This is a genomic window from Actinomycetospora sp. (genome assembly GCF_036497245.1).
In the GTDB taxonomy this organism is placed as follows: Bacteria; Actinomycetota; Actinomycetes; order Mycobacteriales; family Pseudonocardiaceae; genus Actinomycetospora.
Window position 1 is genome coordinate 1 of sequence record NZ_DASXJS010000218.1, and the last position, 11,782, is coordinate 11,782.

The 11,782-nt window shown below is 71.8% G+C and carries 11 protein-coding genes, 1 tRNA gene and 1 pseudogene; 4 read left to right on the forward strand and 9 right to left on the reverse strand.

Features of this window, described 5'->3' with window-relative positions; translation table 11 throughout:
* Both VGI02_RS23005 and VGI02_RS23010 read right to left on the reverse strand, forming a co-directional pair.
* A pseudogene (locus VGI02_RS23005) lies at positions 1 to 319 on the reverse strand (hypothetical protein); the annotation flags it as partial.
* Positions 320 to 605: 286 nt separating this feature from the next.
* A complete protein-coding gene (locus VGI02_RS23010) occupies positions 606 to 1,097 on the reverse strand; it encodes a YajQ family cyclic di-GMP-binding protein (RefSeq protein ID WP_331631239.1) in 492 nt (163 codons plus the stop codon).
* A gap of 128 nt (positions 1,098 to 1,225) precedes the next feature.
* On the opposite strand from VGI02_RS23010, the gene VGI02_RS23015 reads away from it, so the two are divergent.
* Positions 1,226 to 1,309: transfer RNA gene (locus VGI02_RS23015), tRNA-Tyr, on the forward strand.
* A gap of 228 nt (positions 1,310 to 1,537) precedes the next feature.
* On the opposite strand, the gene VGI02_RS23020 is transcribed toward VGI02_RS23015, so the two are convergent.
* Positions 1,538 to 1,861: a P-II family nitrogen regulator gene (locus VGI02_RS23020; protein WP_331631241.1), complete on the reverse strand. Its 324-nt coding sequence runs from the start codon at positions 1,859 to 1,861 to the stop codon at positions 1,538 to 1,540.
* A gap of 105 nt (positions 1,862 to 1,966) precedes the next feature.
* On the opposite strand from VGI02_RS23020, the gene dprE2 reads away from it, so the two are divergent.
* The gene (gene dprE2, locus VGI02_RS23025) at positions 1,967 to 2,719 is read left to right on the forward strand and encodes a decaprenylphospho-beta-D-erythro-pentofuranosid-2-ulose 2-reductase (RefSeq protein ID WP_331631243.1); all 753 of its coding nucleotides are present in this window, start codon (positions 1,967 to 1,969) and stop codon (positions 2,717 to 2,719) included.
* 87 nt (positions 2,720 to 2,806) lie between these two features.
* Here the strand turns inward: dprE2 and VGI02_RS23030 are convergent, their stop codons facing one another.
* Positions 2,807 to 3,805 carry an aldo/keto reductase family protein gene (locus tag VGI02_RS23030; protein ID WP_331631245.1) on the reverse strand — a complete coding sequence of 333 codons (999 nt, stop codon included), beginning with the start codon at positions 3,803 to 3,805 and terminating at the stop codon, positions 2,807 to 2,809.
* A 242-nt stretch (positions 3,806 to 4,047) separates the two neighbouring features.
* Between VGI02_RS23030 and VGI02_RS23035 the strand changes: the two genes are divergently transcribed.
* The gene (locus tag VGI02_RS23035) at positions 4,048 to 4,224 is read left to right on the forward strand and encodes a hypothetical protein (RefSeq protein ID WP_331631247.1); all 177 of its coding nucleotides are present in this window, start codon (positions 4,048 to 4,050) and stop codon (positions 4,222 to 4,224) included.
* 60 nt (positions 4,225 to 4,284) lie between these two features.
* Here VGI02_RS23035 and VGI02_RS23040 read toward each other — a convergent pair whose 3' ends face one another.
* From VGI02_RS23040 to VGI02_RS23060, 5 genes are all read right to left on the reverse strand, one after another.
* Complete coding sequence (locus VGI02_RS23040) at positions 4,285 to 4,614, reverse strand: hypothetical protein (protein ID WP_331631249.1); 330 nt, start codon at positions 4,612 to 4,614, stop codon at positions 4,285 to 4,287.
* 37 nt (positions 4,615 to 4,651) lie between these two features.
* Positions 4,652 to 5,986, reverse strand: a complete 1,335-nt coding sequence (locus tag VGI02_RS23045; protein WP_331631250.1) for an alpha/beta fold hydrolase — start codon at positions 5,984 to 5,986, stop codon at positions 4,652 to 4,654.
* An 85-nt stretch (positions 5,987 to 6,071) separates the two neighbouring features.
* Positions 6,072 to 7,220 carry a CaiB/BaiF CoA transferase family protein gene (locus VGI02_RS23050; protein ID WP_331631252.1) on the reverse strand — a complete coding sequence of 383 codons (1,149 nt, stop codon included), beginning with the start codon at positions 7,218 to 7,220 and terminating at the stop codon, positions 6,072 to 6,074.
* A 138-nt stretch (positions 7,221 to 7,358) separates the two neighbouring features.
* On the reverse strand, positions 7,359 to 9,518 hold the full coding sequence (locus VGI02_RS23055) for a 3-hydroxyacyl-CoA dehydrogenase NAD-binding domain-containing protein (protein WP_331631309.1): 2,160 nt from the start codon (positions 9,516 to 9,518) through the stop codon (positions 7,359 to 7,361).
* 61 nt (positions 9,519 to 9,579) lie between these two features.
* Entirely contained in the window at positions 9,580 to 10,797 is a 1,218-nt protein-coding gene (locus VGI02_RS23060) for an acetyl-CoA C-acetyltransferase (protein WP_331631254.1), read from the reverse strand.
* 272 nt (positions 10,798 to 11,069) lie between these two features.
* On the opposite strand from VGI02_RS23060, the gene VGI02_RS23065 reads away from it, so the two are divergent.
* Positions 11,070 to 11,765, forward strand: a complete 696-nt coding sequence (locus tag VGI02_RS23065) for a TetR/AcrR family transcriptional regulator (RefSeq protein WP_331631256.1) — start codon at positions 11,070 to 11,072, stop codon at positions 11,763 to 11,765.
* Positions 11,766 to 11,782: the final 17 nt, after the last annotated feature.

Genomic DNA, 11,782 nt, shown 5'->3' on the forward strand with positions numbered 1-11,782 from the left:
CCAGACCGGCGCCGACGAACCCGACGAGGATTCCCGCCTGGTTGAGAATCGGGAGCGGAGACAGCCCGAGGGTGATGATGCCGAGGATGAGTGCGGGCATCGCGAGCGAGTTCTTCGGCTGAGGCGGCTGCTGGGGGTTCCACTGGCCCTGCTGCTGCGGGCTCCACTGGCCGTATGGCGAAGGCTGCGGTCCGCTGTAGGGGTGGTAGCCGCCGGGCGGCATCCCAGCCGGGGTCTGGTACCCGGCGGTGTTGAAGGTCGGCTGCTGCTCGCTGCCGGGGTACGGCTGCTGCTCATGCGGCTGTCGGGTGTCGGTCATGTCGTCCCCCCGCTGAAGTTGCTCTGTCTGAACACCCAGGCTTCGCAGAGAGTGGGACTTGCGTTACGACGCTCACCCGTTCTGATGAATAGGCGCCGCGGCGGGGGGCTTTCCAGCGCGACGAACTCGGGCCACACCGCGCCGACGATCGCGCTCAACACCGACGTCGGCTACTGGCCGGACGCCGTCGACCGGCCCCGGAGCATGGTCGACGGAGCACTCGGTCGTGCCGCGTCTGTACCCGACTGGGGCTCAGGACCCGAAACCGCAGGTTGGAGCGGGTGTGTCAGCGGTAGTTCGTGAACTGGAGCGCGATCTCGAAGTCGTGCCCCTTGAGCAGGGAGATCACGGCCTGCAGGTCGTCCTTCTTCTTGGCGGTGACGCGCAGCTGGTCGTCCTGAATCTGCGCCTGCACACCCTTCGGACCCTCGTCGCGGATGAGCTTGGACATCTCCTTGCCCTTCTCCTTGGAGACGCCCTGCACGAGGGAGCCGGTGACCTTGTAGGTCTTGCCGGAGACGCTGGGCTCGCCGATGTCGAAGGCCTTGAGGGAGATGTCCCGGCGGATCAGCTTCTCCTTGAAGACCTCGATCGCGGCGTTGCACCGCTCCTCGGTCTCGGCGGCGACCGTGATGGCCTCCTCGCCGGCCCAGGTCACCGAGGCGCCCGTCCCGCGGAAGTCGTAGCGCTGCGCCAGCTCCTTGGCGGCCTGGTTCAGGGCGTTGTCGACCTCCTGGCGGTCGACCTTGCTGACGACGTCGAACGACGGGTTCGCCACGGGGCTCCTCCTCGGACGGGCAGGGACGGCGGTGTCCGCGTCGCGCGGGTGCCCGACTGGACCCCGGGTGTCCACACGCGCGACGCCGGCTTGTAGTGTCTCCGACGCCGTCCAGCGGGCGGCATCCCGGCGGGTTGCCCGAGCGGCCAATGGGAGCGGACTGTAAATCCGTCGCGAAAGCTTCGAAGGTTCGAATCCTTCACCCGCCACCAGCACGGCCCGTCGTCGCGGAGACGACGGGCCGTCGTCGTTGTGTGCCCGTTCGGGCTCCGCACCGACCGCCCGGCGCAGGAAGCGCCCGGATAACGTGTCCGCTCAGGTGGAGTCGGGCCCGAACGGGGCCGAACGGGGCGTAGCGTCCGTCATGGTCGGTCGTGCCCCCCGCGACCGGACCCCCGGCCCCGGGGATGCACCCCCCAGCCTCCCCGGGGCCACCGGTCTCACACCGCGTCCTGCCCCATCTCTCCGGTGCGCACCCGCAGCACGAGGTCGACGTGCCGGACCCAGATCTGGCCGTCCGCCCCGTCGAGGTTCGTGAGTAGCTGATCGAGCAGCCGGTCGACGATGTCGTCGTCCACCACGGTCTCCACCCGTAGGCGCGGCACGAGATCGACCTCGACCCGCGCGCCCTTGTGGACCTGGACGTGACCGGGCTCGTGGCTCCCGACCTCGGTGATCGTCATCCCGAGCACGGCGTGCCGCTCGAGTGCCCTCCGTACCGCGTCGAGCGCGTGCGGCCGCACGAGCGCCGTCACGATCTTCACCCCGGCCCCCTCGGTGACGCCGGGCGGCGGTGGAGCCGCCCGCGAGGATCATCACGCTAGGCCCTGACGCCCGCCGCCGACACCGTGACTGCCACGCTGCCCGGCATGCCCGGAACCGTCCTCGTCCTCGGCGGCCGCAGCGAGATCGGCGTCGCCCTCGCCCGGCGTCTCGTGGCCGGCGACCGGGCGTCGACCGTCGTCCTCGCGGCGCGGCGCGCCGACGACCTCGCCGACGAGTCCCGCACGATCGGCGAGGCCGGCCCCGTCGAGGTCGCGACGCTGGAGTTCGACGCCGACGACGTCATCGCGCACGCCTCGGTCCTCGACGCCGTCGAGCGCGACCACGGGGCGCCGGACACCGTGGTGGTCGCGTTCGGCATCCTCGGCGACCAGCAGCGGGCGGAGACCGACGCGGAGCACGCGCTCGCCGTCGTGCACACCGACTACGCTGCCCAGGTCGGGATCCTGACCCGGATCGCGGCGCGGATGCGGCGGCGGGGCCGCGGGGAGATCGTGGTGTTCTCCTCCGTCGCGGGCTGGCGGGTCCGGCGCGCGAACTACGTCTACGGCAGCGCGAAGGCCGGGCTCGACGGGTTCTCCACCGGACTGGCCGACGCCCTCCGCGGCACCGGGGTGCACCTCACGCTCGTGCGCCCGGGCTTCGTGATCGGGCGCATGACCGCCGACAGCGGCCTGTCGCCGGCCCCGTTGTCGTCGACCCCGGAGCAGGTGGCCGATGCGGTCGCGGACGGCATGGCCCGCCGGCGGGACGTCGTCTGGGTCCCGGCGCGCCTGCGGCTGCTCGCCGTCGTCATGCGGGTGCTCCCGGCGGCCGTGTGGCGCCGGATGCCGCGGTAGGGCTCCCTCGCGATGTCAGGAAAGTCGCGTTGCTGACGTTCAGTGTCGGCAACGCGACTTTCCTGACGCGAAGCGGGAGCGCGCCGCCTACGACCGGTGCGTGATCTGGTCCGAGGCACCGGGGGCGAGCCGGAACCCGGTGACCGGGACGTCGCCGAGCGCCTCGTCGATCGCGGTCAGGGTGTCCGGCGTCAGCTCGACGCCCGCCGCCTTCGCGTTCGCGTGCACCTGCTCCGGGCGGGACGCCCCGACGATCGCCGACGCCAGCTCCGGGCGCCGCAGCACCCACGCCAGCGCCAGCTCGGCCATCGACAGCCCGGCGCCGTCGGCCACCGGACGGAGCCGCTGCACCGCTTCGAGCGTGGCGTCGGTGAGCTTCTGCTTGATGAAGCCGTTCATCTCGTCGCTCGCGGCCCGCGAGTCGACCGGGACGTCCTCGCCGGGGAGGTACTTGCCGGTGAGCACGCCCTCGGCCAGCGGCGACCAGACGACGTGCGAGATGCCGTGCTCACGGCACACGTCGGACACCTCGCCCTCGGGCACGCGCCACAGCATCGAGTACTGGGGCTGCGAGGAGACGAAGGTGACGTCCGAGGGCGCCGCCTCGAGACCGGCCCGGATCTGCTCCGGGGTCCACTCGCTGAACCCCAGGTACCGGGCCTTCCCGGAGCGCACGACCTCGGCGAGGGCCTCCATGGTGTCCTCGATCGGCGTCCGGGCGTCGAAGCGGTGGCACTGGTAGAGGTCGACGTGGTCGGTCCGGAGCCGCTGCAGCGAGGCGTCGATCTGCTTCGCGATCTGCGCGGGCGAGAGCCCGCGGTCGGTGTCCGACATCGGGAAATACACCTTCGTCGCGAGCACGTAGTCCTCGCGCGGGTAGTCGGCGAGGATCTCGCCCCACGCGGTCTCGGCGGCGCCGCGCCCGTAGACGTTGGCGGTGTCGAAGAAGGTGATCCCGGCGTCGAACGCCGCGCGGGTGCAGGCGGCGGTCGCGTCCGCCTCCACCCCTCCCGAGTAGGTCAGCCAGGAGCCGAGGGAGATTTCGGACACCTGGAGGTCACTGGAACCGAGTTGACGGAAGCGCACGCACCGAGACTACGAACGCCGACGGGGGCCGCGCTGCGTGGCACCGCGACCGTGCCACCGACCGGACATGATCGACCGCCTGCCTCAGGAGAACGACCTTTCGTCGCAGTGTCATGAAACATGGGTGTGAACTCATCGGCCCCGGGTTGGGCAGTTGACCGCCCGTCCGACAGGATGGGGGTACTCCCGCCGGACAGTGCTCGTCCGTCGCCACTCGTCACTCGTACGGAGGCACTTACTTCGTGACCCTGCTCACTGCGTCGCTGCGCCCGCTGGCTGATGTTCTCGATCTGACGGCCGAGGCCGTCGTGGCCCTCGGAACCGTCTCCCTCGGAGCGCTGAGCCTGATGCTCGCGTCCGAGGACCGCTCCGAGTACCCCCCGCTCCACTCCGTCGAGCGCCGTCGCTCCGTGAGCTGAGCGCCACCCCACGGGAGGCCCGTCCGGACCTGGTCCGGGCGGGCCTTCGTCGTCACGGGGTCAGTCGCGGCGCTGCTCGCGCAGGAACCCGCTGATCGTCCGCAGTTCGTCGCGGATCTCCGCGAGCAGGTCCGGGATCTCGTGGCTGCGCTCCCAGTGCGGGGTCACGTCGATGCCGAGCTCGCCGAGATCCCGCTCGTACAGCTGGGCCAGCAGCGTCCGGTAGGGCTCCTCCGGGACGGTGCCGTTCTCCCAGCGCGAGAGCTGGGTCTTCAGGCTCGCCGCGGACGCCACCTCGACGCGTCCGGCCACCGCGAGATCACGCAGCCGCGCGACGGCGGCCGTCTGTGACCATCCCTTGTCACGGCGCGCCTCGCGCAGGGAAACCACGCGACGACCCTAGACGACGTCCCGACGCGGACGGGGTCTAGTCCCGCCCGCGGGTGCGGGTGGCCGGTTTGGGCGCCGGACGCGGGCGCCGGCCACGCGCGCGACGTGCGTCGGGAGCCGGTGCGGCGGGCACCTCGTCGGCGGATTCCGCCACCGGCTCGGGCGAGGTCGCGCCGGGAGCCTGGGGGAGCGGGCGCCGGACGGCCCGGCGGGGACGGCGGGACGTTCGCCGGTCCGGTTCGACCCCGACCACCGGGTCGTGCCGGTCGAGGAAGGCGCACAGCGCGGGCCACAGGCGCTCGCGGGAGGCCCGTCCGCAGACCACCCCGAGGTGCCCGCCGGGCGCCGTCATGAGCGAGGTGGCTGCGCCCGAGAGCACCGTCGAACCGGCTCGGACCGCCCGCGGCGGGACGACGACGTCGTCCTCGCCCGACACGAGCATCACCGGCCTGCGCAGCGCCCCGAGGTCGACCTGCCGCCCGCCGACCGACACCAGACCCCGCTCCAGCTCCCCCGGGCCGACCATCGCGTGGAACGTCGCTCCCACGAGCTCGGCCTGCGCGCCGACCAGGGCGCGCAGGTCGTCGACCGCCTCGAGCTGGGCGAGGAAGTCCCGGTCGGCGAGGTGGGACAGCACGGTCAGCGGTGTGGTGAGGAACGCCCCCATCGAGGCGACGGACAGGAACTCCGGCACCGGGGGCACGGTCGGCACCAGGCCGAGCAGGGTCTGCAGCGTCGCCAGCACCGGCCCGCCCGCGGCGATCGCGAGCGGCCGCGGCGGGTTGTGCTCGGGGACGTGGTCCAGCGAGAACGGCGTCGCGATCGCGGTGAGCGAGGCGATCGGCAGCGTCGGGTCGTCGGCCGCGGCCAGCAGCGAGCTCAGCGCGCCGACCGACCAGCCCACGACGTGCACCGGGGCACCGTCGTGATGCGCGGATACCAGCCGCACGACGTGGGGAAGGATGTCGTCCACCCAGCGCGTCAGGTCCGAGGGTGATCCCGGTGTCGGGGCGCCGTGCCCGACGAGGTCCTCGTCGTCGACCTGGTGCACGTGCCTGCCCTCGCCGACCAGGTGCTCGACGAGGCTGCACCCGCGCCGCAGGTCGAAGGCCACCCCGCAGGCGCCGAGCGGCGAGACGAGCAGGACGGGCGCACCGCGGAGGCGGGCCGTCGGGTGCACCGCGTACCGGTAGGTGCTGACCTGGCCCGCGCGGGCCAGGCCGTGCGCCCGCCCGACCGCCCACGCGTCAGGATCCGCCGGGCCGGTGTCGATGGCGACACGTGGCATCCGGCGCAGGTCCGCGATCGGCCCCTCGAGCACGCGGTCACGGACGTTGGTCAGCGCCCGGGCGAGCGTCCCCGGAGTGATCACGCACGAACCCCCTCGCCGTACCGGCCGTCCCCCTGCCGCGCGTGATCGTGCCACCCGATCGGCCCTCCCGCCGGACCGCCGGAGCTCAGGTCTGGTGCACGACCCCCGCGGCGCGCAGCTTCTCGACGCGGTCGGGGTCGAGGCCCCACGCGGTGAGGGCCTCGACGGTGTGCTGGCCGGGCGTCGCGGGCGGTGTCGGGGCGGCGCTCGGGGTGCGGTCGAAGCGGGGGGCGGGAGCGGGCTGGCGCACGCCGAAGGCCTCGGTGATCGTCCCGCGCGCGGCGATGTGGGGGTGCTCGGCGGCCTCCTCCATCTCGAGGACCGCGGCGACGCAGGCCTCGGTCGGCTCGAGGTCGGCGGCCCACTCGTCGCGGGTGCGGGTCGCGAAGACCTCGGCGAGCCGGGCGGTGAACTCCGGCCAGCGCTTCAGCTCCCACTGGCCCGAGGCGATGTCCTCGCCGTCCAGGCCGAGCCCGGACATCAGCGCGGCGTAGAACTGCGGCTCGATGGCCCCGACGGCCACGTACTTGCCGTCCGCGCAGCGGTAGGTCTCGTAGAACGGCGCTCCGCCGTCGAGGAGGTTCTGTCCGCGCCCGCCGGGCCACAGGCCCTGGCCGCGCATCCCCCAGATCATCGCCATCTGCAGCGCGCCGCCATCGACGATGGCGGCGTCGACGGTCTGCCCCCGGCCGGAGGTGGCCCGCTCGACGAGCGCCCCGAGGACGCCGACGACGAGCAACATGCCTCCGCCGCCGAAGTCCCCGACGAGGTTCATCGGGATGCCGGGGGCGCCGTCGGGTCCCTCGACGTGCCCGACGACGCCTGCGGTGGCCATGTAGGTGAGGTCGTGCCCGGCCCGTTGCGCCGCCGGGCCGTCCTGACCCCAGCCCGTCATGCGCCCGAAGACCAGGCGTGGGTTGCGCTGGTGGCAGACCTCCGGGCCGAAGCCCAGGCGCTCCGCGACGCCGGGCCGGAAGCCCTCGAGCAGGACGTCGGCCTCGGCGACCAGCTCGAGCAGGACCTCCACGCCCTCGGCGGACTTGAGGTCGAGGGCCGCCGAGCGACGGCCGCGGGCCAGCACGTCCTTGGACGGGTCGCCGAGCTGCAGGCCGCCGCCGGAGGTGCGGTCGATCCGCAGGACGTCGGCGCCCATGTCGGCGAGGACCATCCCGGCGAACGGGCCCGGCCCGATGCCTGCCACCTCGATCACCTTGACGCCGTCGAGCACACCCATGCGTAAGTCTCCCGTCTCTCGCGACCTGAGCCGCAGTCAGCCCTGACCGGTACCGATGGCCCAGAGACGAACGAACGACTCGTTCGTGCATGTAGAAGCCACGAACGAGTCGTTCGTTCCGGAACCGGGCGGGGCGACTCAGACCGAGTCGCGCAGGTTCTGCCCCTTCTCGGCCTTCGCGACGAGCGAGGCGGGCGGGGCGAACCGGTCGCCGTAGGCCTTGGCGAGGATGCGGGAGCGCTCGACGAAGCCGGGCAGGCCGCCCGGGTAGCCGTCGATGTACTGCGCCACGCCACCGGTCCAGGCCGGGAACCCGATGCCCATGATCGAGCCGATGTTGGCGTCGGCGACGGTGTGCAGCACACCTTCGTCGAAGCACTTCACGGTCTCGAGGGCCTCGGCGAAGAGCATCCGCTCCTGCATGTCCTCGAACGGCAGGTCGCCGGTGGCCGCGCCGAACTCGTCGGCGAGGCCCTTCCAGAGCTCGGTGCGCTTGCCCTCGGCGTCGTAGGAGTAGAACCCGCTGCCCGAGGAGCGGCCACCGCGGCCGAGCTCGACCATGCGATCCACGATCTTGTCGGCCGGGTGGCTCACCCAGGTGCCGCCGGCCGCCTCGACACCCTTACGGGTCTCCTCGCGGATGTGCTGCGGCAGCGTGAGGGTCAGCTCGTCCATCAGCTGCAGCGGCGGCGCGGGGTAGCCCGCCTGCGAGCCGGCCTGCTCGATCGACGACGGCGCCGCGCCCTCGCCGAGCATCGCCACGGCCTCGTTGAGGAACGTGCCGATGACGCGGCTGGTGAAGAACCCGCGGGAGTCGGAGACGACGATCGGGGTCTTCTTGATCTGCAGCGCGATGTCGACGGCCTTCGCCAGCGTGGCGTCGGAGGTCTGCTCGCCGGTGATGATCTCCAGCAGCGGCATCTTGTCGACCGGCGAGAAGAAGTGCAGGCCGACGAAGTCCGCGGGCCGGTCGACCCCGGTCGCGAGGTCGGTGATCGGCAGCGTCGAGGTGTTCGAGCCGAGCACCGCGTCGGGCGCGAGGTGCGGCAGGATCTCGGCGAAGACCTTCTTCTTGAGGTCGGGGCTCTCGAAGACGGCCTCGATGACGAGGTCGGCGCCCGCGGCGTCCTCGGGCTTCTCGGTCGCGGTGATCCGGCCCAGGACCGCGTCGGCCTTCTCCTGGGTCGACTTGCCGCGCGAGACGGCCTTGTCGAGGATCTTCTTCGAGTAGTCCTTGCCCTTCTCGGCGTTCGCGAGGCTGACGTCCTTGAGGACGACCTCGAGGCCCGCCGTCGCGCAGGTGTACGCGATGCCTGCGCCCATCATCCCGGCGCCGAGCACGACGACCTTGTGCGCCGAGTGCTTCTCGTAGCCGTCCGGCCGCGAGCCACCCTTGTTGATCTTCTGCAGATCGAAGAAGAACGCGTTGATCATGTTGGTCGAGACCTGGCCGACGACGAGGTCGGCGAAGTAGCGCGACTCGATCTTCGCGGCGTTGTCGATGTCGACCTGGGATCCCTCGACCGCCGCGCACATGATGTTGTACGGCGCGGGCATCGGGGCGTTCTTCAGCTGCTTGCGCAGGTTGGCCGGGAAGGCCGGGAGGTTCGCCGCGAGCGCGGGCGTCGCCGGCGTGCCGCCGGGGATCTTGTAGCCCTTCTTGTCCCAGGGCTGGGCGGCCTCGGGGTTGGCCTTCACCCACTGCTTGGCCGTGGCCAGCAGGTCCTCGGGGGTGTCCACGACCTCGTCGACGAGCTTGGCCTCGAGGGCCGCGCGCGGGTTGCGCTGCTGGCCCTGGAGCAGGACCTGCATGAGGGCGTCGGCGATCCCGAGCAGGCGCACCGTGCGCACCACGCCGCCGCCGCCGGGCAGCAGGCCGAGGGTGACCTCGGGCAGGCCGATCTTCGACCCCTTGGCGTCGAGGGCGATGCGGTGGTGGGTGGCGAGCGCGATCTCGAGGCCACCGCCGAGCGCGGCGCCGTTGATCGCCGCGACCACGGGCTTGCCGAAGGTCTCGAGGCGGCGCAGCGCGGCCTTGATCTGCTGCGAGTTGTCGAAGACCCGCTGGGCCTCGGACGGGCCGTAGTTGCGCAGGTCCTCGAGGTTGCCGCCGGCGAAGAAGGTCTTCTTGGCCGAGGTCAGGACGACGCCGGTGATCGAGTCCTTCTCGGACTCGAGGCGGTTCAGCGTCGTCTCGAAGTCCCGCCCGAAGCGGTCGTTCATCGTGTTGGCCGAGGCGTCCGGGTCGTCCATCGTCAGCGTGACGATGCCGTCTGCGTCGGCGTCCCACCGGAACATGTTGTCGGTCACTGCTCTGTCGCTCCTATGTCAAAGATCAAGTGGGCCGGCGGAGGGATCGTCAGACGCGCTCGACGATCGTCGCGACGCCCATGCCGCCGCCGATGCAGAGCGTGACGATCGCGCGGCGCAGGTCGCGGCGCTCGAGCTCGTCGACCATCGTGCCCATGATCATCGCGCCGGTGGCTCCGAGCGGGTGGCCCAGTGCGATGGCGCCGCCCATGACGTTGGTGCGGTCGTGCGGGAAGCCCAGGTCGCGCATGAGCTTCATCGGCACGGCGGCGAACGCCTCGTTGATCTCGAGCAGGTCGATGTCGTCGACCGTCATGCCGGCCTTGGCGAGCACCTTGTGGCACGCGGGCGTCGGGCCGGTGAGCATGATCGTCGGGTCGGCGCCGGAGACGGCGGTCGCGACGATCCGGGCGCGCGGCGTGAGGCCGTTCTTCTTCCCGGCGGCCTCGCTGCCCATCAGCACGAGGGCGGCGCCGTCGACGATGCCCGACGAGTTGCCGCCGTGGTGCACGTGGTTGATCTGCTCGATCCAGTGGTACTTCTGCAGCGCCACGGCGTCGAAGCCGCCCATCTCGCCGATACCGGCGAACGAGGCCTTGAGGCCTCCGAGACCCTCCATCGTGGTCTCACGCATGTGCTCGTCGTGGTCGAGGATCGTCAGGCCGTTGCGGTCCTTGACGGGCACGATCGAGCGGTCGAAGGCGCCGTCGGCCCAGGACTTCGCGGCGCGGGTCTGCGACTCCAGCGCGTAGGCGTCGACGTCCTCGCGGGAGAAGCCCTCGATCGTGGCGATGAGGTCGGCGCCGATGCCCTGCGGGGCGAAGCCGGTCTTGAAGTTGGTCTCCGGGTCCATGGCCCACGGCCCGCCGTCGGAGGCCATCGGCACGCGCGACATCGATTCGACGCCGCCGCCGATCAACAGGTCCTCCCAGCCGGAGGCGACGCGCTGCGCGACCTGGTTGACGGCCTCGAGACCGGAGGCGCAGAAGCGGTTGAGCTGCACGCCACCCGTGGTGTCGGGGTAGCCCGCGGCGATGGTGGCGGTCCGGGCGATGTCGCCGCCCTGGTCCCCGATCGGGGAGACGCACCCGAGCACGACGTCCTCGACCTGCTCCGGGTTCATCTCCGGGTTGCGCTCGCGGAGCTCGTCGAGCAGGCCGACGACGAGGGACACGGGCTTCACCGAGTTCAGCGACCCGGTCGACTTGCCCCGTCCACGCGGCGTGCGGATGGCGTCGTAGATGTATGCCTCGGTCACGGGTGGCATTCCCTTCCAACGGCTTCGAGCGGGGCGGGTCCGCCCCAAGGCTCCTGACAGTCATGATGGACTGTTTGTGGCGGCTGTCAACGGTCGGCCCATGGTCCGGCGAGTGACGTTACCGATGGGTAGGCATGATCGAAAGGCATGGCCCCGGTGGGGGTGCCGTGACGTGGCCCGGACGTGTCGCGGGGACAGTCAGCGTTGACCGTCAGGTGTCGGGTCGGCGACCATCGGGCACCGTCAGCACTCGGGACCCACGGGCGAAGGGAGGGCGACGCATGACCGCAGGCCGGGCCGGAGAGCCCGATCCACTGCTCGACGCGGCCTCCGACGAGCCCTCCGAGCGGTCACCCGCGCGGCGGCCGACCGGTCCCCGCCGCTCCCGCGAGCAGCGCACCTCCGACAGCCGCCAGCGCATCCTCGACGCCGCCGTCGCCTGCCTCGTCGAGTCCGGGTACTCGCGCACCACCACCCTCACCATCCAGGCGCGCGCGGGGGTCTCGCGGGGCAGGCTGCTCCACCACTTCCCGTCGAAGGAGACGCTGCTCGTCGCCGCGGCCCAACACCTCGCGGCCACGCGCTTCGCCTCGGACGGGTTGGCCGCGGCCGACCTCCCCCCGGTCGACGACGATCCCGAGGGCCGCATCGACCGTGTCGTCGACGAGATGTGGTCGACCTTCCGCCAGCCGTACTTCTGGGCGTCGGTGGAGCTGTGGACGGCCGCCCGGACCGACCCGGCGCTCGCCACGGCGCTGCTGCCGGCCGAGCGGCGCCTGGGTGCGGCCATCCGCCAGACCCTGGACGCGGTGTTCGAGCACTACCTGGAGTGCGAGAACTACCCGACGGTGCGCGAGATGCTCCTGACGAGCATGCGCGGTGTGGCCATGACCTACGGGTTCGACCCGCGCGACCACGCAGGCGACCCGCACCTCGCCCAGTGGAAGCAGATGGCGAAGGCCCTGCTCCGCGCATGAGCGGACGTCGTCTCGGC